This window comes from Bradyrhizobium sp. WBAH42, from assembly GCF_024585265.1.
GTDB lineage: Bacteria > Pseudomonadota > Alphaproteobacteria > Rhizobiales > Xanthobacteraceae > Bradyrhizobium.
This window is the reverse complement of record NZ_CP036533.1, coordinates 1,190,869-1,215,157: the sequence shown is the minus strand read 5'-3', so window position 1 is coordinate 1,215,157 and position 24,289 is coordinate 1,190,869. Positions and strand designations below refer to the sequence as shown.

At 66.3% G+C, this 24,289-nt stretch carries 19 protein-coding genes; 12 read left to right on the top strand and 7 right to left on the bottom strand.

Going from position 1 to position 24,289, the window contains the following annotated elements:
• Positions 1-13: 13 nt before the first annotated feature.
• The 7 genes from DCG74_RS05730 to DCG74_RS05700 all read left to right on the top strand — a co-directional run bounded on the left by DCG74_RS05730 (position 14) and on the right by DCG74_RS05700 (position 10,111).
• A complete protein-coding gene (locus DCG74_RS05730; protein WP_172787968.1) occupies positions 14-2,167 on the top strand; it encodes a hypothetical protein in 2,154 nt (717 codons plus the stop codon).
• Between the two features lie 133 nt (positions 2,168-2,300).
• Positions 2,301-2,996, top strand: a complete 696-nt coding sequence (locus DCG74_RS05725; RefSeq protein ID WP_172787969.1) for a hypothetical protein — start codon at positions 2,301-2,303, stop codon at positions 2,994-2,996.
• 283 nt (positions 2,997-3,279) lie between these two features.
• Positions 3,280-5,715, top strand: coding sequence for a DNA topoisomerase (ATP-hydrolyzing) subunit B (gene gyrB / locus DCG74_RS05720; RefSeq protein ID WP_172787970.1), 2,436 nt, complete (start codon positions 3,280-3,282; stop codon positions 5,713-5,715).
• 296 nt (positions 5,716-6,011) lie between these two features.
• On the top strand, positions 6,012-6,479 hold the full coding sequence (locus tag DCG74_RS05715) for a hypothetical protein (RefSeq protein WP_172787971.1): 468 nt from the start codon (positions 6,012-6,014) through the stop codon (positions 6,477-6,479).
• A 106-nt stretch (positions 6,480-6,585) separates the two neighbouring features.
• Positions 6,586-7,881 carry a UDP-N-acetylglucosamine 1-carboxyvinyltransferase gene (gene murA / locus DCG74_RS05710; RefSeq protein WP_172787972.1) on the top strand — a complete coding sequence of 432 codons (1,296 nt, stop codon included), beginning with the start codon at positions 6,586-6,588 and terminating at the stop codon, positions 7,879-7,881.
• A gap of 350 nt (positions 7,882-8,231) precedes the next feature.
• Positions 8,232-9,626, top strand: a complete 1,395-nt coding sequence (locus DCG74_RS05705) for an MATE family efflux transporter (protein ID WP_172787973.1) — start codon at positions 8,232-8,234, stop codon at positions 9,624-9,626.
• Positions 9,623-10,111: a DUF2867 domain-containing protein gene (locus DCG74_RS05700; RefSeq protein ID WP_172787974.1), complete on the top strand. Its 489-nt coding sequence runs from the start codon at positions 9,623-9,625 to the stop codon at positions 10,109-10,111. Before DCG74_RS05705 ends, DCG74_RS05700 begins: the two co-directional genes overlap by 4 nt.
• A 35-nt stretch (positions 10,112-10,146) precedes the next feature.
• Here DCG74_RS05700 and DCG74_RS05695 read toward each other — a convergent pair whose 3' ends face one another.
• Complete coding sequence (locus DCG74_RS05695) at positions 10,147-10,641, bottom strand: septal ring lytic transglycosylase RlpA family protein (RefSeq protein ID WP_172787975.1); 495 nt, start codon at positions 10,639-10,641, stop codon at positions 10,147-10,149.
• 302 nt (positions 10,642-10,943) lie between these two features.
• Positions 10,944-12,059 carry an aromatic acid exporter family protein gene (locus DCG74_RS05690; RefSeq protein WP_172787976.1) on the bottom strand — a complete coding sequence of 372 codons (1,116 nt, stop codon included), beginning with the start codon at positions 12,057-12,059 and terminating at the stop codon, positions 10,944-10,946.
• Between the two features lie 117 nt (positions 12,060-12,176).
• On the opposite strand from DCG74_RS05690, the gene DCG74_RS05685 reads away from it, so the two are divergent.
• Positions 12,177-13,544 (top strand): MmgE/PrpD family protein, encoded by a 1,368-nt coding sequence (locus DCG74_RS05685; RefSeq protein ID WP_172787977.1) that lies wholly within the window; start codon positions 12,177-12,179, stop codon positions 13,542-13,544.
• A 150-nt stretch (positions 13,545-13,694) separates the two neighbouring features.
• On the opposite strand, the gene DCG74_RS05680 is transcribed toward DCG74_RS05685, so the two are convergent.
• Positions 13,695-15,143, bottom strand: a complete 1,449-nt coding sequence (locus DCG74_RS05680) for a serine hydrolase (protein ID WP_172787978.1) — start codon at positions 15,141-15,143, stop codon at positions 13,695-13,697.
• 116 nt (positions 15,144-15,259) lie between these two features.
• Complete coding sequence (locus DCG74_RS05675) at positions 15,260-16,315, bottom strand: helix-turn-helix domain-containing protein (RefSeq protein WP_172788012.1); 1,056 nt, start codon at positions 16,313-16,315, stop codon at positions 15,260-15,262.
• A 288-nt stretch (positions 16,316-16,603) separates the two neighbouring features.
• On the opposite strand from DCG74_RS05675, the gene DCG74_RS05670 reads away from it, so the two are divergent.
• From DCG74_RS05670 to DCG74_RS05660, 3 genes are all read left to right on the top strand, one after another.
• Positions 16,604-17,521: a pirin family protein gene (locus DCG74_RS05670; protein WP_172787979.1), complete on the top strand. Its 918-nt coding sequence runs from the start codon at positions 16,604-16,606 to the stop codon at positions 17,519-17,521.
• Positions 17,522-17,584: 63 nt separating this feature from the next.
• Positions 17,585-18,499 (top strand): phosphoribosylaminoimidazolesuccinocarboxamide synthase, encoded by a 915-nt coding sequence (locus DCG74_RS05665; protein ID WP_172787980.1) that lies wholly within the window; start codon positions 17,585-17,587, stop codon positions 18,497-18,499.
• A gap of 190 nt (positions 18,500-18,689) precedes the next feature.
• Positions 18,690-18,959 carry a hypothetical protein gene (locus DCG74_RS05660; protein ID WP_172787981.1) on the top strand — a complete coding sequence of 90 codons (270 nt, stop codon included), beginning with the start codon at positions 18,690-18,692 and terminating at the stop codon, positions 18,957-18,959.
• Positions 18,960-19,117: 158 nt separating this feature from the next.
• Here DCG74_RS05660 and DCG74_RS05655 read toward each other — a convergent pair whose 3' ends face one another.
• From DCG74_RS05655 to DCG74_RS05645, 3 genes are all read right to left on the bottom strand, one after another.
• A complete protein-coding gene (locus DCG74_RS05655; protein ID WP_172787982.1) occupies positions 19,118-20,611 on the bottom strand; it encodes an NAD-dependent succinate-semialdehyde dehydrogenase in 1,494 nt (497 codons plus the stop codon).
• A 110-nt stretch (positions 20,612-20,721) separates the two neighbouring features.
• Entirely contained in the window at positions 20,722-21,042 is a 321-nt protein-coding gene (locus DCG74_RS05650; RefSeq protein WP_172787983.1) for a hypothetical protein, read from the bottom strand.
• A 508-nt stretch (positions 21,043-21,550) separates the two neighbouring features.
• Entirely contained in the window at positions 21,551-22,552 is a 1,002-nt protein-coding gene (locus DCG74_RS05645; protein ID WP_172787984.1) for an adenosine kinase, read from the bottom strand.
• Positions 22,553-22,676: 124 nt separating this feature from the next.
• Here DCG74_RS05645 and murJ point away from each other — a divergent pair, with 124 nt between their 5' ends.
• On the top strand, positions 22,677-24,209 hold the full coding sequence (gene murJ / locus DCG74_RS05640) for a murein biosynthesis integral membrane protein MurJ (RefSeq protein ID WP_172787985.1): 1,533 nt from the start codon (positions 22,677-22,679) through the stop codon (positions 24,207-24,209).
• Positions 24,210-24,289 lie beyond the last annotated feature (80 nt).

Genomic DNA, 24,289 nt, shown 5'->3' with positions numbered 1-24,289 from the left:
CAGGAGCTTGACGATGTCGATGATCCCGCGCGGGACGCAAGTCCCGGCACGATGGCGGCTGTTGGCCTGCGGCCTCGTCCTGGTAGCGAGCTGCTCGATCGCGGCTGCCGCGGACAGCGGTATCGTCGATGTCCACGCGCTGCCCAAGCTCGAGGGTGCGGTGGAGGACACCTCACGGTCCGAATCCTGGCGCCTCGAATATCGCATGCCGACGTCGGAAGCGGTGACGGCGCCCGCGTTGAAAAAGCTCCTCGGCGCCGACGGCTGGGTGCCCTATCTGCGGCCGCTCGACGAAAAGAGCACGACGCTGAATTTCAAGAAGGGACGTCAGGGCCTGTCGGTTCATTTCACGCAGGGCCTCGGCCGCCCGGATCAATCCATGGTCACCTACGCCTCCGACCGGATCTACGGCAACGTGCCGTTCCCCGATGGCGCGACCGACATCATGTTCGATGGCACGAGGCCTTATCTCGGCTGCATCGCGCCCACCGCGCTCGATGCGACGTCGGATTTCTTTGGCCGCGAGATGGCTGCGATCGGCTGGCAAAAGCTCACGGCGGAGACCGCCGCACGCTGGACCAGCAGTCTGGATGAGACCATCCCCAACGGCCTGCGCGCGTATTACGCGCACCCTGATGACCAGGAGACCGGCTTCTCCAAGCAGAAGCCGGTGATGCTGACGCTGACCCGCCGCGACGACGGCCGCACCAATGTCGAAATCCGGGTCGCGCCGTTCGCGCTGCCGGAGGTGCTGGAGGCCGACAGCGAGATGGCCGGCCTGCCGCGGCCCAAGCCGACCAAATCCGCGCGGAGCCTCGGCAGCGCCAGCTCCAACAAGCGCGAGATCTCGGCCGCCGCGATGGCCGAGCTGCCCGCCGTGCTCGCCTTCTACCAGCGCGAGCTCGCCGCACGCGGCTGGCAGGAGGACGGCAGCGCGCCGCTCGCACCCGGCGACGAGGTGGCGATCAAGATCTCCAACACCGATGAAATCGGCGTGCTGCGGCTCGGCCGCAAATATGATTTCACCATGGTCAGCCTCACCGCGCAGGTGAAGGACTCCGCGCTCGCCGCCCGCGCCAAAGCGAAGAAGGAGGCCGACGCGAAGTTCCTCGGCGATGCGCTTGGTGCGGCTCAGCAGCTCATCGCCGCCGACGAGGCGAGGCGCAAGGCGCAGGCCACCTCCCTGTCCGATGCGCCGCTCCGTGCGCTCGCCGACAGCAACACGCCAGTGCCGCTGCCCGAGAGCGCCGAAGGCGTGAAATTCGAAGGCGGCGACGGCCATCTCGAATTCTCCTCCACCTCGAGCGTCAAGGCGCTCACCGCGTTTTATCGCGCATCGCTCAAGCCCACCGGCTGGAAGGAGCAGCCTTCCGTCATCAACCAACCCAACATGGCGGTGATGGAATTTTCCAAGGGCGGCAAGTCGATCTCGATCACCGTGATGCAGATGGGACCGAAGGTGAATGTGAGCGCCAGCGGATCGGGCCTGGTGATGGCCGCGGCCAGGCCGGCGGCCGTCCCGGAGGTGCAGGCCAAATCCGCCGATCCGCTGAAGCCGGATCCCGAATCCCCGCTGCCGGTGCCGACGCAGCGCTCGTCGAAATCGCTCGCCACCTCGAAGATGCCGGGCAGCGAGACGCCGGTCCGCCGCGAGTTGGAGGCCAGCATCCCCGCTTCGCTCGACGAGGTCCTCGCTTTCTACCGTGCGGAGCTTGCAAAGCTCGCCTGGCAGGAAAAGACCGACGGCGCAGCCGTGTCCGCCGAACGCGCGCAGATCGACTTCACCTCGCCGCAAGGCCCGGCCGTGCTCAAGCTCAGCCGCGCCAAGGGCGAGACCATTGTCAATCTGGCGCAGAAGAATGCGGATGCCGCGGCGAAGGCCGACATCATGCCGAAGGCCGGACAGGCCCGGGTGATGATGGGCAACATGGGCGACAAGGAAGCCTCGCTCACGATCAACAAGCAAACCGTCAAGATCGCAGCCGGCGCCGGCGGCCCGCAATCACCGAAAGGCCCGATGCTCGACCTGCCGCCGGGCAAGTACCAATACGCGCTACGCCTGCCCGGACGCCCGGCCCGCACCGAGACCCTCACCGTTGTCGCCGGCGAGGCCTGGGGCCTGCTGGTGGGCCCGAGCGGCGACGTGCTGCCGCTGCAGATGTACTGATCTCATGTCCGCGGGTGTATGGGCCTCGTTGAACCCGTCCGGTTCGTGGGGCGACTAGTCGTCGAGAAGGCGGCGGCGACCGTGTCGCAGCCGCTGCATCGCGCAGAGATCGCGGTATTCCTGGAGAGTGGGCATGACGACGGCAAGGCACGGGGCGAAGGTCCCGGCACGGTGGCGGCTGTTGGTGTGCGGCCTCGCGCTTCTTGCAGGCTGCTCGCAGGAGCCCCTGACCGCAGCAGATCCCCACGCCGACATGCCCGTGCCGACGCGAGCCAGTCACTCCAGCTTCAGCACCATGCGCGCGTCCGGCATCGATGTCCCGTTCCGGCGCGAGCTCAAAGCCCATGTACCCGCAGAGCTCAGCGAAGTCCTGGCGTTCTACCGCACAGAACTCGGAAAGCGCGGCTGGCAGGAGAGGCCTGATGGCGCGATGGTCGCCGCCGATCACGCGCGGCTCGTCTTCGCCTCCCCGAAGGGGCCGGGCACGCTGACGCTCGACCGCGTCAAAAGCGAGACCACAATCGACCTCGTGCAACGAAATACCGAGGTTGCGGCCAAGGCCAACTTCCTGCCGATCGCAGGACACGCGCGGCTGATCTTCGGTTATCTCGTACCTGATGTGGCCTCGCTTGCGATCAACGGCCAGACCATCAAGATCGCGGGCGGCGTCAACCATCCGCAAACGCTGGATCTGCCGCCCGGCACATACTCCTACGCGCTGCTCGTGTCGGGCCATCGGGTGCACACCGACACCATCACCGTGGCCGCCGGCGAGGCCTGGTCCCTCAGTTTGGGGGACGACGATAAGAAGCCGGACCAGATCTACTGAACCCGATGGCCCGTTCCGGGGCGGCACGGCGCCTTCGGAACAGGCATCCATGTCACCGCAAAAACCACGCCTTCCACGGCCGAAAACCGCCCACGAATCGGGCTTTTTGCAGCGCCCGGAATCGCCCGGCAAAAGCCTTGAAAACTTGCCGAAAAACCCTATCTGCTCAAAGGGTTGCCGGGAGATACTTTGCGCTAGGCGCAAGCGGTCTTTCATGGCACAAATAGCTCGCAAATCAGCGCCTTTTGCGCCGCTGATTCGGGCGACATCTCGAAGGCCTCTCATGACAGAACCTGCTCGGCAGCACGCTGCCGAAAACGAGCCCTCCAACGCGAGCGATTACGGCGCGGAATCGATCCGCGTGCTCAAGGGTCTCGACGCCGTCCGCAAGCGCCCTGGCATGTATATCGGCGATACCGACGACGGCTCGGGCCTGCACCACATGGTCTATGAGGTCGTCGACAACGCCATCGACGAGGCGCTCGCCGGCCATGCCACGCGTGTCGACGTGATCCTCAATGCCGACAATTCCGTCACCGTGCGCGACGACGGCCGCGGCATTCCCGTCGACATCCACAAGGGCGAAGGCATCTCGGCGGCCGAGGTCATCATGACCCAGCTGCACGCCGGCGGTAAGTTCGACCAGAACTCCTACAAGGTTTCCGGCGGCCTGCACGGCGTCGGCGTCTCCGTCGTCAACGCGCTGTCGAGCAAGCTCGGCTTGCGCATCTGGCGCGACAACAAGGAGCATTACATCGAGTTCGCCCACGGCGATGCCGTGGCGCCGCTGAAGGTCGTCGGCGACGCCCCGGGCAAGCGCGGCACCGAAGTGACGTTCCTGGCCTCGACCGAGACCTTCAAGAACATCGAATATGATTTCGCTACGCTCGAGCATCGGCTGCGCGAGCTCGCCTTCCTCAATTCCGGCGTCAACATCGTGCTTTCCGACATGCGCCACGCGGTCGAGAAGCGCGAGGAGATGCACTATTCCGGCGGCGTCGAGGAGTTCGTCAAATATCTCGACCGCAACAAGAAGGCGCTGGTGCCCGCCCCGATCATGGTGCGCTCGGAAGCCAACGGCATCGGCGTCGAGGCGGCGCTGTGGTGGAACGACAGCTACCACGAGAACGTGCTGTGCTTCACCAACAACATCCCGCAACGTGACGGCGGCACCCATCTGGCCGGCTTCCGCGGCGCGCTGACGCGCCAGGTCAACGGCTATGCCGAGGCCAATGCCAAGAAGGAAAAGATCGCGCTGACCGGCGACGATTGCCGCGAAGGTCTCACCGCCGTGCTCTCGGTGAAGGTGCCGGACCCGAAATTCTCGTCGCAGACCAAGGACAAGCTGGTGTCCTCGGAAGTGCGCCCCGTGGTCGAGAACGTCCTCAACGAGGCGCTCCAGGCCTGGTTCGAGGAGCACCCGAGCGAAGCCAAGATGATCGTCGGCAAGGTGATCCAGGCCGCGGCGGCCCGTGAAGCTGCGCGAAAAGCGCGCGAGCTGACGCGCAAGAGCCCGCTCTCGGTCTCCTCGCTGCCCGGCAAGCTCGCCGACTGCCAGGAAAAGGATCCGGCCAAGTCCGAGCTCTTCATCGTCGAGGGCGACTCCGCAGGCGGCAGCGCCAAGCAGGGCCGCAACCGCGAGTTCCAGGCCGTCTTGCCGCTCCGCGGCAAGATCCTCAACGTCGAGCGGGTGCGTCCCGACAAGATGCTGTCGAGCGAGCAGATCGGCACGCTGATCACGGCGCTCGGCACCGGCATCAGCGACGAGTTCTCGGTCGAGAAGCTGCGCTATCACAAGATCATCGTGATGACGGACGCCGACGTCGACGGCGCCCACATCCGCACGCTGCTGCTGACGTTCTTCTACCGGCAGATGCGCGACATCATCGACGGCGGCTATCTCTACATCGCCCAGCCGCCGCTCTATAAGGTCTCACGCGGCAAGTCCGAGCAATACCTGAAGGACGAGCGCGCGCTGGAAGATTATCTGATCGACGCCGGCCTCGACGACTGCGTGTACATCCCCGGCACCGGCGGCGACCGCTCCGGGCGCGATCTGCGCGCGCTGGTCGACGACGCCCGAATCGTCCGCAGCATCCTGCGCAACCTGCACAGCCGCTATAACCGCAAGGTGGTCGAGCAGGCCGCCATCACCGGCGTGCTGAACAAGGAAATCTACGGCGATCCCGAGAAGGCGGCGGCCGCTGCGCAATATATCGCGAGCCGGCTGGACAACCAGGCCGAAGAGGTCGAGCGCGGCTGGGTCGGACAATTCGTCGAGGGCCAGGGTTTCCTGTTCGAGCGCACCGTGCGCGGCGTCAAGGAAGCCGCCGTCATCGACGACGCGCTGCTCGGCTCCGCCGAGGCCCGCAAGCTCGACGAGTACACGACCAGGCTCCAGGACGTCTATGCCCGCTCCGGCAAGCTGCGGCGCAAGGATACAGAGCACATGGTCCATGGTCCGGTCGATCTGTTCGAGGCCGTGACCGACGCGGGCCGCAAGGGCATCACCCTGCAACGCTACAAAGGCCTCGGCGAGATGAATCCGGAGCAGCTCTGGGAAACGACGCTGGACACCGAGGCGCGCTCGCTGCTGCAGGTGAAGGTCAAGGAGGTCGACGAGGCCGACGACATCTTCACCAAGCTGATGGGCGACGTGGTCGAGCCGCGCCGCGATTTCATCCAGGAACATTCGCTGAGCGCGACGATCGATATTTGATCGCCTCTCAAGCTCGTAGCTCTCGGTGCCAGCCAAGCACTCGCTGCACCTCTCCCGCTTGCGGGAGGTCGACACGCTCGCAGAGCGTGGCGGGTGAGGGCTTTCTCCTCTAGGGGATTGTCTCATTGCGGAGACACCCTCTCCCCCGCTCTCCCCCGCAAGCGGGGGAGGGAGCGCACCGCCGTCCTGGCTACGAGCCCCACTGCACTCTAGGCCGCTCCTGAACCTCCCCACCCGCCATCGCGACGAAATGGCATGAACCCGCAAGGCCCATTCCGGCCGGGAAGTGTCGCGCCATGACCGCCTCTGCTACGACCAGCTCCGCTGCGCCCTCACGCCGCCTCGGCATCATCGGCAGCATCGTCGGCGTGCTGGCACTGATGGCGGCTGTGCTGCCGCATTGGGTCGTGCCGATCGTGTTTCCGCCGCCGCCGGCGGACAAGGTGATCGTCGACACCGGACACCGCATCAAGGACCGCATCGTCGCGAAGGTGAAGGGCCTGGAGTATCAGGCTCCGAAGGTCGAGAAATCGGCCGGACGAAGCTGGAGTGAAACCGCATCGGTCACGGCAATCTCGCTCGGCCTGCTCGCCATCCTGCTCTCGGTGCTCTCCCTGATCTTCCGGGAGGAGCGGCTCCTTGCCGCTGTCGCCGCCACACTCGGCACCGGCGCCATCGCCATCGAAATCTCCTTCTTCATGATGGGGGCCCTGATCCTGATCGCGATCCTCTACGTGATCGGGAATATCATCGGGCTGTTTTGAGGGGCGCTTTGACGGGTGCGGGTCCCAGCCTGCACAATTGCTCCCGCGGTCAAATCTCTGTAGTTTCCGCCCGAAACAGCCCACCCAACAGGACAGCGAGAACCCCGTGGCGCCCATCCAATACATCGTCGAGGGCGGTCACCGGCTCTCGGGCTCGATCGAGCCGTCCGGCAACAAGAATTCGGCGCTGCCGATCATCGCCGCCGCACTGCTGACCGAGCACCCGGTCGTGCTGGAGAACGTGCCGCGGATCCGTGACACCGAGACGCTGGTCGAGCTGGTCCGCTCGGTCGGCGCGTCGGCGGAATGGTCCGCGCGCAACACGCTTCACATCCACGCCAAGAGCATCCGCGCCGCCGACCTCGACCCCGAGCTGTGCGTGCGCATCCGCGCCTCGATCCTGCTCGCCGGGCCCCTGCTCGCCCGCTGCGGCGAAGTGATGCTGCCGCCGCCGGGCGGCGACGTCATCGGCCGCCGGCGCCTGGACACGCATGTGCTCGCGCTGGAGCAGCTCGGCGCAAAGGTCACCGCGACCGACCGGCTCGAATTCCGCGCGCCCAAGCTCGCGGGCGCGGACGTATTCCTGGACGAGCCGAGCGTCACCGCGACCGAGAACGCGCTGGTCGCGGCGGTCGCCGCCGACGGCACCACCTATTTGCGCAACGCGGCCTCCGAGCCGCACGTGCAGGACCTCGCCAATTTTCTGGTCGCGCTCGGCGCCAGGATCGAAGGCATCGGCACCAACACCATGATCATCCATGGACCAGCGACGCTCGGCGGAGCCACCTACCGGATCCAGCCCGACCATATCGAGGTCGGCTCGCTGATCGGGCTCGCCGCCGTGACGCGCTCGCCCTTACGCATCACGCGCGCGGGCGTCGAGCATCTGCGCTCGATCCGCATGGGCTTCGAGCGGCTCGGCATCGTCTGCCGCATCGAGGGCGACGACCTCATCGTGCCCTCCAACCAGACATTGAAGATCCAGGACGATTTCGGCGGCCATGTGCCCAAGCTCGAAGACCAGCCCTGGCCGGCCTTCCCGGCCGACCTGATGTCGATCGCGATCGTCACCGCCACGCAATGCGAGGGCGTGATCCTGATGTTCGAGAAGATGTTCGAATCCAGGATGTTCTTCGTCGACAAGCTGATCGCGATGGGCGCGCGCATCGTGCTGTGCGATCCGCACCGCGCCATCATCGCCGGCCCCAGCCGCCTGCACGGCGCGACGATGACCTCGCCCGACATCCGCGCCGGCATGGCGATGCTGCTCGCGGCCGTCTGCGCCGAGGGCACCTCGACCATCAACAATGCCGACCAGATCGAGCGCGGCTATGAGCGCATCGAGGAACGGCTGAACGCGCTGGGTGCGAAGATCAAGCGCGTGCCGGAGCGGAAGGGCTGAGGCGTTCTTCCTTCTCCCCTTGTGGGAGAAGGTGGCGCGAAGCGCCGGATGAGGGGTATGCCTCCACAAATTCCGGTGAGAGTTGGACTCGTGGATAAAACCCCTCACCCGTCTCGCCGCTTCGCGGCGAGCCACCCTCTCCCACAAGGGGAGAGGGGAAGAGGTAAGCCTCTCGCATCGTACATCGGTTTCGTGCCCCGGACGCAGCGCAGCGCTTCTTCAGCGATGCGCTGCTGAGCCGGGGCCCATGCGACTACGCGCCACGCTCGCGGCTTCTGGGTCCCGGCTCGCGCTTCGCGCGTCCGGGACACGAGCCATGTTTTCGTCGCGCGGCTGTGCTATTGAGCGCCATGCTCGACACCGTCCAACATCATGCGCAGCCGCATGCCGGCGTGCCGCCGAATCATCTTGCCGAAGAATTCGTCGAGACGCTGCGCCTCGCCGTACCGATGATGCTGACCCAGCTCGGGCAGATCGCGATGATCACCACCGATCTCGCGATGATCGGCCGGCTCGGCGAGGAGGCGGTGGCGGCGGCGGCGCTGGCCCATACGGTCTATTTCGTCAGCTTCACGTTCGGCCTCGGATTGACGTCGGCAGTGTCGCCGCTGGCGGCGCAGGCGTTCGGCGCCGGCGACGCCAGGCGCATTCGCCGCTCGTTGCGCGTCGGTCTGTGGGCCGCGCTGCTGATCTCGCTGCCGATGATGGCCTCGCCGCTCTATGGCGAGCAGATTTTGCTCGCGCTGGGTCAAATGCCGCGAGCCGCCGCGCTGGCGCAGCACTATCTGAACGGCCTCGCCTGGGGCATCGCGCCGGCGCTCGGATTCATCGCGCTGCGCGGCATGATGAGCGCGGTGAACCGGCCGCAGGCGCCGCTGTGGATCACACTGGCGGCGATCCCGGTCAACGCCGCGCTGGTCTACGCGCTGATCCACGGCCTGTTCGGCCTGCCGGAGCTCGGCCTGTTCGGCGCGGGGCTTGCGACCACGCTGGTCAATCTCGGCACCTTCCTCGCCGCACTCGCGATCGCCGGCTTGCGCAAGCCGTTTGCGGACTATCATCCGCTCGCCCGCCTGTGGCGGATCGACTGGCCGTTGATGCGCCAGCTGATCGCGATCGGTGCGCCGATCTCGTTTTCCCTGCTGCTGGAATATGGCCTGTTCTCCTCGGCGGCGCTGCTGATGGGACTGATCTCGACCGCCGCGATTGCCGCGCATCAGATCGCGCTCCAGGTCACCGCCGTGCTGTTCATGGTGCCGCTCGGCATCGGCATGGCGGCGACGGTGCGGGTCGGTCACGCCTACGGCCGCAAGGATCCGGAGGCGGTGAAGCGCGCAGGGCTCGTCGCAGCCGTGCTCGGCGTCGCGCTGGTCTCCGCGCTGACGATCGCCATCGTGATCGGTCGCTATCAGCTCGGCCGGCTGTTTTTCGGCAGCGGCAGCGAAAGCGCGGCAACGGTCGAGCTGACGGCAACGCTGCTGCTGGTCGGGGCCAGCTTCTTCATCGCCGACGGCCTGCAGACCATCATGGGCGGCGCGCTGCGCGGCATCAATGACACAAGGATGACGCTGCTATTCGCCGCGATCGGCTATTGGGGCGTCGCCTTTCCCATCGGCTGGATGCTGGCGTTCCACACAGGGCTCGGCGCGGTCGGCGTCTGGATCGGATTCTCGGTCGGCACGTTCGTCTATGCCGGGCTGTTGATCTTGCGCTTCCGGATGCTGGCGCGCAAACTGGCGGAATGATCGGGACGGTCTGCGAAGTCGCGCCTGAGGTCGATGCCAATGCGCTGCTCGCCGGCGCGCAGTTCATCGACGCGTTTCGCGTGGACATCGGCGCTGCGGCGGTGAATGCCCGCGAAGCCTGCACCAGGATGGTGCTGCACGGGCCGCGCTGGATCGACGCACTGCTGCGCCTGCGCAACATTCTGGTGACGCCGTTCGGACTGAAGACATCAGGCGAAGGCGCCCCGGCGCCGGGCGGCATGATCGGCCTGTTTCCGGTGGTCGACGAAACGCCCGAGCGGCTGGTGGCGGGCTTCGATGATTTGCACCTCGATTTCCGCATCGTGGTCGACGTTTCAGGCAATGCCGCGAGCCGGCAGGTGACCTCGACCACGCTGGTGCGCACGCACAACCTGCTCGGCCGGACCTATCTCGCGCTGATCATGCCCTTCCACAAGCGCGTGGTCCGCAACATGATGGGACGAATCGTGGCGCCGGCCCGCTGAACTGTGCGGGCCGACATTGATGAACACGTCCGCCTTCAGCCCACCGGCCCCGGGGTCCAATTGTCTCCCGCGAGCGGACTGACTCTCACGTCAGGAATGACACCGCGGTCCATGCTCGGATCGAAATGGCGCATCGCCCGCTCGTTGAGGTCGATGATGCGGCCAGGTCTGAGCGGTCCCACGTCATTTATCTTGACGATGACCTTCTTGCCGACAGCCTCGACGAGGGCATATTTCGGCCTCGCGCCAAATTCGACCCCACCAAATTTCCGACGCAGGCTCGTCTTGATGGCAGCCGTCCAGGCAGAGGGATCATAACGCTCGCCGGAGGCTGTCTTCGGACCTCCCTCCTCCTTGCCGGGCTTGAACGGATTGTAGGTGGACGCCGCGCCCACGATCGCATTACCGGAAGCGGCATCGACGACGGCACTTGAGTGATCCCCACGCGTTTCACTTCGAGCAACTGAAACGGAAAAGGCAAGCGTAACCAGGGCGCCGCAAATTGCGGCGCTCGAGCGGAAGAGCATCATAAGTCCTGTTATTTTTTAGATTGTCCGGTTCCAGAACCGCAAAACTGGTCAAGCGAACGCAGCAGCGTTCATCAACTTGCGCCAATCGTTTTGCGGATTCGAGCCAACCCCTGGCTACGGAACCGTTGTGTGAACCGGCGTGGTCCTCACGTCGTGTTTACCGGTTAAGACAGAGATTGCGTCAGCAACATGACCCGATGGAACCTGGCGCGTGCAGCGTCAGAACACGCAGGCAGCGATCACGGCCGAATCGCGCGACGTATGCATCGCGGTCGAAACGAGTCTACGAGGATGCGTTCGACTCACTCCGCCACCCGAACTGACTTGTCGGTTGCGGTTTCCGACCATTCGCCGACGACGCGGTCGAGGTCGCAGAGATCTTGGTGCATCTGCTCCAAGGAGAAGCCGAGCGCGAAGAAGCGCTCGGCGGTGTCGCTTGCGTGGCCGCGGATCAGGCCGTCCTGACGGACGGACGCGACCGCCTCGGCGTAGTGCTGGAGCGCGACATGCACGGGATGGATCGGCGGCGCGCCGGCGCCTTCGCGCAAGGCGCTAGCGGCCGCGCGCAGGAAGCGCGCGATCACGGTCGAGACTTCCGTCAGCGGCGCTGCCAGCCGCATCTGCACCTCGACCGGCAGCGGCACCACCGTGGCGCGGCCGATCATCACGACGTCGTGGCGCAGCCGCAGGATGGTTCGCAACAACGGACCGGTGTCCGGGCCGCTCGACAGCCGCGCGGCGCGCTCGCGCTCGGCCTCGGAGCCGATCGCATTCAGGTTGACCATCGCGGAGCCGATGCCGTCCTGGATCCGGTGCAGCGCGTCGTTGTCGCGGCCGCGCGTGAGGCCTGCCAGCAGCTCGGTGAAGGCATCGGCGATCAGCTCGAGCAGAACCGCCGCGCTGGCGCGGATCTGCCGTACTGCGCGCGAGGGCAGCACCAGGAACGAGACCAGCAATCCCGTGACGGCGCCGACGCCGACCTCGCTGACCCGATCGATCGCCGAGGTCAGGGGATCGGCATGATGCAGGGTCGGAACCAGGAGCACGATCACGGCGGTGACCGTGGCGGCGCTGAGACTCGGATTGATCGCGGCGATGAAGGCGAGCGGGGCGACGGAGAGGACCAGCAGGCCGAGCAGGCCCGCCTCGCTGGAATAGGGAATCAGGATCGCGATGGCGCCGCCATAGATCGCGCCGCCGATGGTGCCGAGCATGTAGTCGCGCGTCGCCTTCAGCGAGCGGCCGACGCTCATCTGGGTCACGATGAGTGAGGTCAGCACCGCCCAGAGCGGCAACAGCAGATGCAGCGCGGTGGCGATCGCATAGGCTGCGGTCGCGGCGACCGTGACCCGGATCGCCAGCCCCAATTGCGTCCGCCGCGCTCGAACCCGGTCGAACAGCTGCCTTGCGCGCGTCATACGGAATATCCCGATCCTTTGCGCCAAGCCAAAAGCATGGCTGATCCCCGCCCCCGCAAGGCCGCTTGAAAGGCCAAATCGACCCGCCTAACTTGCGCGCCAAAACGAGGAAACACGATGGCTCACGAAACCGCAACGCTCGCCGCCTATGTCTTCAATCTGAAGTACCAGGATATTCCCACCGAGGTGCTGGAGCGCGCCAAAGTGTTGACGCTGGACTTTCTCGGCAGCGCAATCCGAGCGCGGCGCGAGGCGGAATCGACCCCGTCGATGCTGAAGATGCTGGAGGCGCTGGCGCTGGACACCAAGGGCGAGTCCACCGTGTTCGGCGATACCAAGACCTGGACGCCGGCGGTCGCGGCGCTGCTCAACGGCGCGCTCGGCCATTCGCTCGATTTCGACGACACCCACGCCGATTCCTCGCTGCATCCGAGCGCACCGGTGGTGCCGGCCACCTTCGCCGTCGGCGAGATGGTCGGCGCGTCGGGCCGCGACGTGCTGACGGCGATCGTTGCCGGTTACGAGGTCTGCTGCCGGCTCGGCAACGCACTCGACCCGACCTCGCATTATGCACGCGGCTTCCACCCCACAGCGACCGCCGGCACCTATGGCGCCGCCGCGGCGGCCGGAAAGCTGTTCGGCCTGTCCGAGAAGCAGCTGATCGCCGCGTTCGGTGTCTCCGGCAGCCAGGCCGCAGGCTCGCTGCAATTTCTGGTCAACGGCGCCTGGAACAAGCGCTACCAGGTCGGCGCCGCCGCGATGAACGGCGTGATCGCCGCGACGCTGGCGCGCAACGATTTCGTCGGCGCGACCGAGTCGGTCGAGGGCAAGCACGGCCTGCTCGCCGGCTACACCGACGATGCGCATCCGGACAAGGCGGTCGCCGAGCTCGGCAAGACCTATGAGACGATGAAGATCGGCGTGAAGCCGTATCCGAGTTGCCGCTATACCCATGCCGCGATCGATGCGCTGATCGCGATGCGGCGCGAGCACAATCTGACCCCGGAGCAGGTCAAGCGCGTCGAGATCGGCCTGCACCGCAACGGCATCACGCTGACCGGCGATGCCGCGACCAAGCGGCATCCGCGCTCGATCGTCGGCGGCCAGTTCTCGATGTTCTTCACCGGCGCGCTCGCGCTCGACCAGGGCTCGTTCGGCTGGGACGATTACAACCGGCTCGGTGATGCCGCGATCGACGCGCTCGCCGACAAGTTCGACGTGGTGCAGGACGATCGGCTCGAGATCGGCCGCACCCATCCCTTTGGCGCGCGCGTGAGCATCACGACGGATGACGGCGTGCACGAGCGGCTCTATGCCGACCCGTCGGGCGAGCCGACCTCATTCCCGGACACGCAGGCGATGCAGCAGAAATTCCTGACGCTGGCGCGCCCCGTGCTGAACGCCCGCGCGGAGAAGTTTGCGGATGCGATCATGACCTTGGAGCGGTTCGACCGCGTGGCGCAGGCGACGGAATTGGGGAGGTAGGGCTCTCTCTTCTCCCTCTCCCCGTTCTTACGGGGAGAGGGTTGGGGTGAGGGGCCTCTCTCCACACGTGAGATCGTCGAGGGACCTGTACCCCCTCACCCGGATCGCAAGAGCGATCCGACCTCTCCCCGCAAGCGGGGAGAGGTTGAGCTAATCCACTCCCGCCAGCTTCCCCTTCTCGCGCGTGGCTGCCACCACCTCGCGCACGAGATCGAACACGCCATCCGCCGCCGGCGGCCAGTTCGGCGAGCGTCCAAGGCGCACGATCACCAGTTGCTCAGACGGGATCACGATGGCGTATTGCCCGATCGTGCCCTTGGCGAAGAAGGCATCGCGCGGCCAGCCATGCTCCACGCGGAAGTTTGCGCCAAAGCTGTCGCCCTGGTTGGTCCAGAAGCCGGCGCCGATGCCGACCCAGGCATTCGGCGTGGCCGTCGCCGAATAGTCCACCCACCCTTCCGGCAAGATGCGTTTGCCGCCGGCGACGCCGTCATTGAGATAGAGCTGGCCGAAGCGCGCCCAGTCGCGCGCAGAGGCGAGCATCTCGCTCGACCCTTCGATCGTGCCGGCGCCGTCGAGCTGGAGCACGACATGGCGCATGCCGAGCGGGGCGAACAATTCGCGGCGCGCAAAGCGCAGCGCGTCTTCCGGCGTGCCACCGGCCGCATCGCGGATCAGATGCGAGAGGATGAGGACGTTGCCGTCGTGATAATTCCACGCGGTGCCGGGCGTGGTCTGAAGCGGGATGGTCTCGGCATAGGCGGCCATGTCCTTCTCGGCGAATTTCATCCGGTTGACGGGCTCGAAGGCGGAGCCGAGCGAAGCCTGTAGCGAACTGCCGAGCGCAAGGCCCGCGGTGTGACGCAGCAGCTGATCGACGGTGATGGCATGGCGGGGATCATCGGGATCTTTCCAGGCCGCGACCGGCGCGGGACCGTCGAGCTTCAGCTTGCCCTGGCGCACCAGCACGCCGATCAACGCCGAGATCACCGATTTCGTCATGGAGAAGCCGAGCAGCGGCGTCTCGGGGCCGATGCCGTCGGCGTAGCGCTCGGCGACGACGCGGCCGGCCTTCATCACGACGATGGCGCGGGTGCGGCGGTGAGGCGGCTGCGCGGGCTCGGCGAAGGCCCGGTCGAGCGCGGCGGCGAGCAAGGGGTTTTGCGGCGACACGATCGCGGGGCCGGCGATCTCGGGCAGCAAGGCGGGCCGTTTGTCGCCAGGCGGCGGCGCGACGGCGGCAATGCCAGTGCCGTGATCGAGCGTGCAGCCGAGGCCCTCGCGATAGACGGCACGGCTGCGGCCGAGGCCAAACAACGTCACCGTGACATCCTTGCGGACGGAATCGACCCTGTACTCCATCGCCCAGCCGATCAGGCTCGCTCCGGGCATGGCGTCGGTGGTCTCGGCGAAGTTACGGCTGGGATCGAGGCCGGAGACGAACGTCTCGGCGCACAGGATGTCGGCGACGAAGCCGGTGGCGACCTTCGGCACGTCGCGGGCCCGGGCCGCGCCGAGCGCGAGGCCGGCTGCGGCGATGGCGGTGGTGAGAAGGAGGATCTTGCGGCGGGTCACGGGCTTTCTCCGGCTGGGACGCATGCTGGAGGAAGCCGGAGCAGCCGGGGGTGCGCTCGCCGGATTTGGAAAATGGCCTTGTTGAAACCGAACTGACCTCGCCGATTCCAGAATTTCGGTGTGATTAGAATGGCTTGGAATTAGGCCGCACTTGTCTTCAGCCGCCGGTACTCCGTCGGGGTCACGCCCGTCACCGCTTTGAACGCCCGGTTGAACGGCCCCAGTGACTGGAAACCGGCGTCCATGGCGATGGTGATGACGGGGACCCCGGCCTGGGCGGGATCGGCGAGCGCGGCCTTGGCTTCCTCGATCCGATGGTTGTTCAGGAACACATTGAAGTTGCGATAGCCGAGCCGCTGGTTGATCAGCCGGCGCAGCCGGTATTCGGGAATCTTCAGCCGGCCCGCCAGCGCGCCGATGGTAATGTTCTCCTGGCGATAGATCCGCTCGTCCGCCATCAGGCGCATCAGGGCATCGACGAGTTTCTGGTCGGAGTCCTCGGCCGTGGGCTGGACCAGCGCGACCGGGAGTGCGGGCTCTGGCGCAATCGGAAACAGGTCGGCGCCATCGACGCGCATCATCGCGTAGGCAATCGCTGCAACGATGCAGGCGAGCACGCCTGTATTGATCGTGTTGGCGACATCGCCCACGCTGAAGGCAACGAGGATCTGGAGCACCGCATTCGACCCGCCATAGAGCACGGCAGCGCAGACGATGAAGACGCGCACGCGGCGGCGACGCTCGACCAGGTCGGCGGACCATGATCGAATCGTCTGCGCCACCGCGAGCACGATGAAACCGAGCACGATCAGGTTCACTGCAGTCACGGAGAACCGCGCGTTGCCACCGGGCGCGATCCAGAGACACCCGACGAAGCTGAAGGCGGTCACCGCAGCCCAGATCAAACCGTGCCACCAGCGCAGGCGAAAGGCGTCGTCGAACAGCGCGCGTGTGAACAGCCAGAATACGACGATATTGCCGGTCGACAGTGCAATCAGCGGCGCGTGCCAGACCGGAACGAGCGACGACACGCCGATGGAATAGCTCGCGGCATGCGCCGCCGAGCCGAGCCCGAAGGCCGCACCGAGCCGGGCTGCCAGCACATTGCGGAACTCGGAGAGCAATGATGCCGCCAGCACCAGCAGCAGCGCGACGCTGGCAGCGCGGAAGGCGAGCTCGGTTGTGGCAAGTGTCATCGGGTGATGCGACGGTGCGGTTGAAGGCAGCCGAACATCGTTCGTTGCGCTCGTTTTTTCAAGGACCATCCGTACGCAAGGGTTAGCGGCGCCCACCGCTGTCATCGCCCGGCTTGACCGGGCGATCCAGTACACCGCGACGCCAGTGATTGAATCGACGGGCTGCGGCGTACTGGATGCCCCGGTCAAGCCGGGGCATGACAGGGGAGTATGTGGTTCGGCCTTTGTCGCGACGGCGATGCGAAATCCTGCTACGATCGCGCTCAACAAAGCTAAAAGGAGTCCACCATGAGCTGGCAGCCCTCGAACGATCCCGTGCTCGGCGATCCCATGTCCTGCGATGCGCTCGATCTCGTCATCGTGCCGCGCACGCGCGACCTCGGCGATGGGTTCGCTGTGCGCCGCGCGTTGCCGCACGGCAAGCGGCAGATGGTCGGGCCCTTCATCTTCTTCGACCATTTCGGCCCGGTGCAGTTCGTCTCCGGCAAAGGCATGGACGTGCGGCCGCATCCGCATATCGGGCTTGCCACCGTCACCTATCTGTTCGACGGCGCGATCATGCATCGCGACAGCGAGGGCAACGTCCAGGAGATCGCGCCCGGCGCGATGAACCTGATGACGGCGGGGCGCGGCATCGCGCATTCCGAGCGCACGCCGGATGCACAGCGCGCCTCGGGCCAGAAGATGCTCGGCCTGCAAAGCTGGATCGCGCTGCCGGCGGGCTCCGAAGAGATCGCGCCGTCGTTCCAGCATTACGCGGCGGGCGACCTGCCGATGATCTCCGAGCGCGACTTCACCGCGCGGGTGATCGCGGGCTCCGCCTTCGGCATCACCTCGCCGGTGTCGATGGTCTCGCCCTGGTTCTACACCGAGGTCACGGCGGTCGCGGGCGCGAGCGTGCCGCTCGACCCCGATCACGAGGAGCGCGCGATCTATTTGGTCGACGGCGAGGTCGAGATCGCGAACGAGCGCTACGAGGGGCCGCGCCTCCTGATCTTCCGGCCCGGCGACCGCATCACCGTGAAGGCGCTGAAAGCGACGCGGATGATGTTTCTCGGCGGCGATGCGCTGGAAGGCCCACGCCACATCTGGTGGAATTTCGTCTCCTCCAGCAAGGAGCGGATCGAGCAGGCCAAGCAGGACTGGAAAACCGGCCGCTTCGCGGCAGTTCCGCAGGAACATGAGTTCATTCCGCTGCCGGAATAGGCTAATCCGGTCTCCGGTCGCGCCGTCAGACGCGGCCGGATGTCCTGTGCGAAGGCTTTGCCGATGACCACCATGCTCTCCAGCGACCTGCCTCTATCCAAGATCGGACGCGGCAAGGTGCGCGATATCTACGCCGTCGACGACGACCGCCTGCTGCTCGTCACCACCGACCGCATCAGCGCCTTCGACGTCGTGATGGGCGAGACCATCCCGATGAAGGGCGCGGTGCTGACGCAGATCAGCGCGTTCTGGTTCAACGAGCTCGAAGGCGTAGTGCCGCATCACATGATCAGCGCCGACACCGACGAGATCGTCGCGGCCGTGCCGGCGTTGCAGCCGCACCGCGCCGAGATCCTCGGCCGCGCCATGCTGTGCAAGCGGACCACCGTGTTTCCGATCGAATGCGTGATCCGCGGCTACCTCTCGGGCTCCGCCTGGAAGGAATACGCCGCCAGCGGCACGCTCGCCGGCGAGAAGCTGAAGACGGGCCTCGTCGAGAGCGAGAAGCTGGAGCCGGCGATCTTCAGCCCGGCGACCAAGGCCGAGAGCGGCCATGACGAGAACATCACCATCGCGAAGATGCGCGCGGTGGTCGGCGACGAGGTCGCCTACACGCTGGAGAGCATGACGCGGGCGATCTACACGCTCGGCGAGGAGCTCGCCCGCGAGCAGGGCATCATCATCGCCGACACCAAGTTCGAGTTCGGCCGCGACAGGGACGGCCGCATCATCCTGATCGACGAAGTCATGACGCCGGATTCTTCGCGCTTCTGGGCCGTGGACGCCTACAAGCCCGGCCAGCCGCAGGCGAGCTTCGACAAGCAACCGCTGCGCGACTATCTCGACGTCGAGCGCCGCGCCGGCCGCTGGAACGGCGACGCCCCGCCGCCGCCGCTGCCGGCCAGCGTGGTTGACGCGACCAGCAAGCGATATCTGGAAGCGTATCGGCGCGTGACGGGGAACGAGCTGAAGATTTAGGGCGCGGTTTGCTGTCGCGCTGCGTTCGCAGGGACGACAGCAGAGTATGGACACGCCTTTGGCGCTTTGCGCCGACCCAAGGGCTCCATTCGGGCTGCGATCTCGCCTCCATTGATCCAGATCAAGCCGGAAGCCAATGATAAGAGAAAAGTGATCACCTCGGCTTGATACAACAACGAGGGAGATCGCCATGGTCGGCACCAAGCGAATGTTACTTTTTGCAGCCGTCCTGGGCTGCGGGATTTTCGGCTCGACCAACTGGTCAAACGACGCCGGCATCGCGTTCGGCGTTCCCAGCGCTGAAGCCAGGGTCGGCCGGCCGGCAACCCCCGTGAGCGTTGCCGGCGTCGCACGTCGAACCACGCGACGCGCGGTCGTGGGGGGAGCGGCGGTGGGTGCGGCAGCTGCCGGCGCGGCATGCGTCCGTGTCTATGTGAACGGCGCCTACGTCTGCCGCTGATGCCATCCGCGCCGGCGAACTCAACTCGCCGGTCCGGGCTACGACGTCAGCTCCGTCATTGCGAGGAGCCCTTGCGACGAAGCAATCCAGGCTGCCTCTGCGGAGGGATTCTGGATTGCTTCGCTGCGCTCGCAATGACGTGGAGAGATGATGGTGGCTTAGACCCCCGCCATCATCACGTATTTGATCTCGACATATTCTTCCATGCCGTGACGCGAGCCTTCGCGGCCCAAACCGCTTTCCTTGACGCCGCCGAAGGGCGCGACCTCGGTGGTGATCAGGCCGGTGTTGACGCCGACCATGCCCGACTCCAGCGCTTCGGCGACGCGCCAGACGCGGCCGAGATCCCGGGAGTAGAAGTACGAGGCGAGACCGAACGGCGAGGCGTTGCACATCGCGATCACGTCGGCCTCGTCCTTGAAGCGGATGACGGGTGCGAGCGGGCCGAAGGTCTCCTCCTGCGACACCAGCGAGTCCGGCTTGACGTCGGCGAGCACGGTCGGCTCGAAGAAGGAGCGGCCGAGCTCGCTGCGCTTGCCGCCGGTGACGACCTTGGCGCCGCGCTTGACGGCATCCGCAATGTGGCGCTCGACCTTGTCGACCGCCTTCATGTTGATCAGCGGGCCCTGCGTGACGCCGCTCTCGGTGCCGTCGCCGATCTTCATCGCCGCGACCTTCTTCGACAGCTTCTGCACGAACTCGTCGTAGATCTTGTCCTGGGCGTAGATGCGGTTGGCGCAGACGCAGGTCTGGCCCATGTTGCGATACTTCGAGACGATCGCGCCTTCGACGGCAGCCTCGATGTCGGCGTCGTCGAACACGATGAAGGGGGCGTTGCCGCCGAGCTCGAGGCCGAGCCGCTTCACGCCGACCGAGGCCTGCTGATAGAGGATCTTGCCGACCGCGGTCGAGCCGGTGAAGCCGACGAAGCGCACCGCCGGATGCTCGCACAGCACCTTGCCGATCGGCGGCGCGTCACCCGTGATGATGTTGAGCACGCCCTTGGGGATGCCGGCCTTCTCGGCGAGCACGGCGAGCGCCAGCGCCGACAGCGGCGTCTCGTTGGCGGGCTTCAGCACCACGGTGCAGCCGGCGGCCAGCGCCGGCGAGACCTTTCGCGTGATCATCGAGTTCGGGAAATTCCACGGCGTGATCGCGCCGCAGACGCCGATCGGCTGCTTGATGGCGAGCAGGCGCGCATCGGGCCGCTGGCTCGGAATGGTCTCGCCATAGACGCGGCGGGCTTCTTCCGCAAAGAACTCGATATAGGCGGCGCCGATATCGACCTCGCCGAGCGCCTCGGTGAGCGGCTTGCCCTGCTCGGAGGTGAGGATCAGCGCGAGATCCTCGCGATTGGCGGTGATCAGCTCGAACCATTTGCGCAGGATGTTGGAACGCTGCTTGGCCGTGTGCTTGGCCCAGCCCGGAAAGGCACGCGCTGCGGCTTCGACCGCTCTGGTGGTGTCGTCAGCACCAAGCTGCGGCACCTTTGCCAGCTCGACGCCCGTGGCGGGATTGTTGACGGCGAAGACCGGCGTACCGACCCAGGCGCCGTCGATATAGCAGGCCTCCTTCAGCAGCGAGGGGTCCTTCAACCGGTCGCGCAGGGTGGCGGTGGATTGAGTGGCGCGGGCGGCGGCGGTCGGGGTCATGGCGTTCTCCCTGCGGGCGATCGGATTGGCCCGGAATATAGGGACAGGCGGCGCGCAATGCACCGCCCCGCAACGCACATCTGATGGGAATTAAACTCGGAGCCGCGAGGTTACGCCGCGCCGCTCATATAGGTCTCGCGCCGGCCGATCATGCGCTCGGCGGCCGCCTTGGCGTCGGCCTTGGAGGACGTCGCGCAGGTCCGGTATTCGAGATCGGGAACGTGGGAGGTGTCGCGACGGCCGAACCACGACTTCGAGCCGACCGGCAGCAGCGCCAGCGCCTGCGCCAGATTGTCGACCGCGCCGAAAGAATAGAGCGCGCCGGTGCCGGCAATGCGGACCTCGTAAATCCCGGGCGAAATCGGCGCCTCCAGGTTCTCGCCCCGTCCGGCACGGGGATAGCGCTTCCATTCGCTCCAGGTCGATATCATCTGAGGTCCCCCCTCGCCGCCCATGCGCGGGCGGCGACATTTGCATCAAATCTTAATCAGCCCATGAGCCGGGCCGGGTGCTGAACGCGGCAGCTCACGAAATGTTTCAAGCTGCCGAAACTATATCGCCTCGAGCCCTTCCGAGGTGAGGCGACGTCCGGCAATCCACCGCAGATTGTGAGAGAGCGTCGCCGTTCAGTCCCGCTGTCGTCGTGCCTGGGACCAAGGCGGTCAAGTCACGACATCGCGACCGGCGCAGCTGCATGGATGCGCTTGCCGCGCGGGAAGGCAGTCGATTACTTCAAACAATAATCAAACCCGAGGACGCCATGCAGACAGCAGAGTCCAAGGCGCGCATCTGCATCACCACCGTCATTGCGAGCCACCGGGTCCGCGCGAAGCGCGGCCCGATGACAGGCTCCGCGAAGCAATCCAGTCTGCCGCCATGGAGAGACTCTGGATTGCTTCGTCGCTGCGCTCCTCGCAATGACGGGGAGAGAGCCTTGCTCTACCCCGTCAACCCGCGCTGCTCCGCCAGCTCCTTAAGCGACACCAGCGGGCGGGCGCCGATGTGCTGGATGACTTCGGCGGCGGCGAGCGCGCCGAGCTCGCCGCACTGCTTGTAGCCGAAGTTGCGCGCGAGGCCGTAGAGGAAACCGGCAGCGAAGAGATCGCCGGCGCCGGTGGTGTCGACCACCTTCTCGACCGGGAAGGCCGGCGCTGCGACCGCGTCTTCCACGGACACGACCATGCAGCCCTTCTCGCTGCGAGTGACGATTCCGAGATTGACGTCGTTGCGCAGCTGCTTCAGCGCGGTGTCGAAGTCCGAGGTCATGTAGAGCGAGTGCAGCTCGGACTCGTTGGCGAGCACGATGTCGACGGTGCCGCCCCGCATCAACGAGAGAAACTCGTCGCGATAGCGATCGACGCAGAAGGAATCCGACAGCGTCAGCGCCACCTTGCGCTTGGCGTCATGGGCGATCTTGGCGGCCTTGACGAAGGCCTCCTTGGCGTTCTTGGGGTCCCAGAGATAGCCTTCGAGATAAACGATGCCGGCAGCAGCAATCTCGGCCGGATCGATGTCGGCGGGCGACAAATCCTGCGCCGCACCGAGATAGGTGTTCATGGTGCGCTCGCCGTCGCCGGTGACCAGGATGTAGGAGCAGCCGGTGGCGGGGCCGTCCTTGGCGGCGGGCGTGTTGAAGGCGACGCCGGCTGAGCGGATGTCGTGAACATAGAGCTTGCCGATCTGGTCGTCCTTGACCTTGCCGACATAGGCGGCGCGTGCCCCCAGGCTGCCGATGCCGACGATGGTGTTGGCGGCCGAGCCGCCCGAGACTTCGGTGGCCGGCCCCATGTCCTTGTAGATGGCCGCCGCCCGCGCCTCGTCAATCAGCGACATGCTGCCCTTGGTCATGCCATGCTTGGCCAGAAAGGCCTCGTCGGTCCGAACCAGCACGTCGAACAGCGCGTTGCCGATGCCGAGAACGTCATATTTCACGTCAGCCATTCACCTTGATCCTGTTTGCCGGATTGCGGACCTCACGGAAATCCGCTTCCTGTCGGCCTGAAATCCAAGCTCGCGGCCTATCACGACCGGGCCTTGGCGGGCAAGCAACGGTATTTTCGAGAGCATGATCCGCTCCTTCCTGACCGTCTCGACGGGAACGCTGGCCTCGCGCCTCCTGGGTTTTGCCCGCGATTCCCTGATTGCGGCGCTGCTCGGCACCGGCGCCGTGGCGGACGCGTTTCTGGCGGCGTTCCAGCTCGTCAACGTGGCGCGGCGGCTGCTCAGCGAGGGCGCGCTGAACGCGGCGCTGATCCCGGCCTGGTTGCGGGTGCGGGACCGCGACGGAGTGGCGGAAGCCGCGGCGTTCGCCGGGCGCGTGCTCGGCACGGTCAGCGCAGCGCTGGTCGCGATCTCGCTCCTGATCGCATTGTTGATGCCGCTGATCATGACAATCATCGCGCCGGGATTCCTCGGCAGCGGCACGCTCGATCTCGCGGTTCAGAACGCGCGGCTGATGCTGCCTTACCTCGCCTTCGCCGGTCCCGTCACCGTGTTGATGGGGCTGCTCAACGCGCAGGGACGCTTCGCGCTCACGGCATTCGCGCCGCTGCTGTTCAACATTGCGCTGATCGCCGCGATCGCGATGTTGCTCGTCGGGCGGGCAGAGGCCGGCTTCGCCGCGTGGATCCTGGCTGCGACCGTTGGTCTCGCCGGCCTGCTGCAACTGATGATGCTGCTGTCGCAGCGAAGCGCGCGCCTCGCGACGCCGCTGCGCGCCAGTTTCGACACGGAGATGCGCGGCTTTTTCGCCAAGGCGATCCCCGGCATGATCGCAAGCTCGGGGCCGCAATGGCTGATGGTGGCGGGCGCGATCATCGCGTCCGCGACGCCGTCCGCGGTGTCCTGGCTCTATTTCGCCAACCGCTTGATCGAGTTGCCGCTCGGCATCGTCGGCGTCGCCATGGGCACCGTGCTGGTGCCGGAGCTGACGCGCGCGGTGGCTAGCTCCGATCGCGACGCGGTGGCGCACGCCGAATCCCGTGCGCTGGAGCTTGCGACCGGGCTGGCGCTGCCGGCGACGCTCGGCCTGATCGTGCTCGCCGAGCCGATCGTGCGGCTGTTGTTCGAGCATGGCGCGTTCGGTGCGGAGGACAGCACGGCCACCGCGCGCGCGCTGATGTGGCTGGCGCTGGGCTTGCCGGCCCATGTGCTGATCAAGGCACTGTCGCCGGCGTTCTATGCCCGCAGCGACACGATGACGCCGCTCATGGCCACCGCCAAAGGCTTTGTGGTCGCGGTCGTCCTCGCGGTCCTGCTCGGCCATCTCTTCGGCGCGAGCGGGATCGCGGCGAGCATCGCGGCGGGCGCCTGGAGCAGCGCGCTCTCGTTGCTCCGAAAGGGCACGCGCGAGTTCGGCTTCTCGGTGGACGATGCCGCGCGAAGACGGCTGCCGCGGATCGTGCTCGCCGCGGCCGCGATGGGCGCCCTGCTCTGGCTGTCCGCAGATCTGATGCCTGCGGAGGCGCATGGCCTGATCCGCTTCGTCGTGCTGGGTGTGCAGATCGCGGCCGGGATCGCGGTCTACGGCCTGCTGCTGCAGATCCTCGGTGCCGCCTCCTGGCGCGAGGCACTTAACGCGCTGAAACGACCCGGCTGACCCACGGCCCGCGCGAAAGACCCTTGACGGGGCAGCGCCGCTGTTGGAAACGACGGCCGAATACCTATGGGAAGGCTGAC

What these genes read in the sequence shown, in the direction of transcription:
- DCG74_RS05730 (WP_172787968.1), top strand. Translation starts at nt 14, where the DNA reads ATGTCGATGATCCCGCGCGGGACGCAAGTCCCGGCACGATGGCGGCTG.
- DCG74_RS05725 (WP_172787969.1), top strand. Translation starts at nt 2,301, where the DNA reads ATGACGACGGCAAGGCACGGGGCGAAGGTCCCGGCACGGTGGCGGCTG.
- gyrB (WP_172787970.1), top strand. Translation starts at nt 3,280, where the DNA reads ATGACAGAACCTGCTCGGCAGCACGCTGCCGAAAACGAGCCCTCCAAC.
- DCG74_RS05715 (WP_172787971.1), top strand. Translation starts at nt 6,012, where the DNA reads ATGACCGCCTCTGCTACGACCAGCTCCGCTGCGCCCTCACGCCGCCTC.
- DCG74_RS05705 (WP_172787973.1), top strand. Translation starts at nt 8,232, where the DNA reads ATGCTCGACACCGTCCAACATCATGCGCAGCCGCATGCCGGCGTGCCG.
- DCG74_RS05700 (WP_172787974.1), top strand. Translation starts at nt 9,623, where the DNA reads ATGATCGGGACGGTCTGCGAAGTCGCGCCTGAGGTCGATGCCAATGCG.
- DCG74_RS05695 (WP_172787975.1), bottom strand. Translation starts at nt 10,641, where the DNA reads ATGATGCTCTTCCGCTCGAGCGCCGCAATTTGCGGCGCCCTGGTTACG.
- DCG74_RS05690 (WP_172787976.1), bottom strand. Translation starts at nt 12,059, where the DNA reads ATGACGCGCGCAAGGCAGCTGTTCGACCGGGTTCGAGCGCGGCGGACG.
- DCG74_RS05685 (WP_172787977.1), top strand. Translation starts at nt 12,177, where the DNA reads ATGGCTCACGAAACCGCAACGCTCGCCGCCTATGTCTTCAATCTGAAG.
- DCG74_RS05680 (WP_172787978.1), bottom strand. Translation starts at nt 15,143, where the DNA reads ATGCGTCCCAGCCGGAGAAAGCCCGTGACCCGCCGCAAGATCCTCCTT.
- DCG74_RS05675 (WP_172788012.1), bottom strand. Translation starts at nt 16,315, where the DNA reads ATGACACTTGCCACAACCGAGCTCGCCTTCCGCGCTGCCAGCGTCGCG.
- DCG74_RS05670 (WP_172787979.1), top strand. Translation starts at nt 16,604, where the DNA reads ATGAGCTGGCAGCCCTCGAACGATCCCGTGCTCGGCGATCCCATGTCC.
- DCG74_RS05665 (WP_172787980.1), top strand. Translation starts at nt 17,585, where the DNA reads ATGACCACCATGCTCTCCAGCGACCTGCCTCTATCCAAGATCGGACGC.
- DCG74_RS05660 (WP_172787981.1), top strand. Translation starts at nt 18,690, where the DNA reads ATGGTCGGCACCAAGCGAATGTTACTTTTTGCAGCCGTCCTGGGCTGC.
- DCG74_RS05655 (WP_172787982.1), bottom strand. Translation starts at nt 20,611, where the DNA reads ATGACCCCGACCGCCGCCGCCCGCGCCACTCAATCCACCGCCACCCTG.
- DCG74_RS05650 (WP_172787983.1), bottom strand. Translation starts at nt 21,042, where the DNA reads ATGATATCGACCTGGAGCGAATGGAAGCGCTATCCCCGTGCCGGACGG.
- DCG74_RS05645 (WP_172787984.1), bottom strand. Translation starts at nt 22,552, where the DNA reads ATGGCTGACGTGAAATATGACGTTCTCGGCATCGGCAACGCGCTGTTC.
- murJ (WP_172787985.1), top strand. Translation starts at nt 22,677, where the DNA reads ATGATCCGCTCCTTCCTGACCGTCTCGACGGGAACGCTGGCCTCGCGC.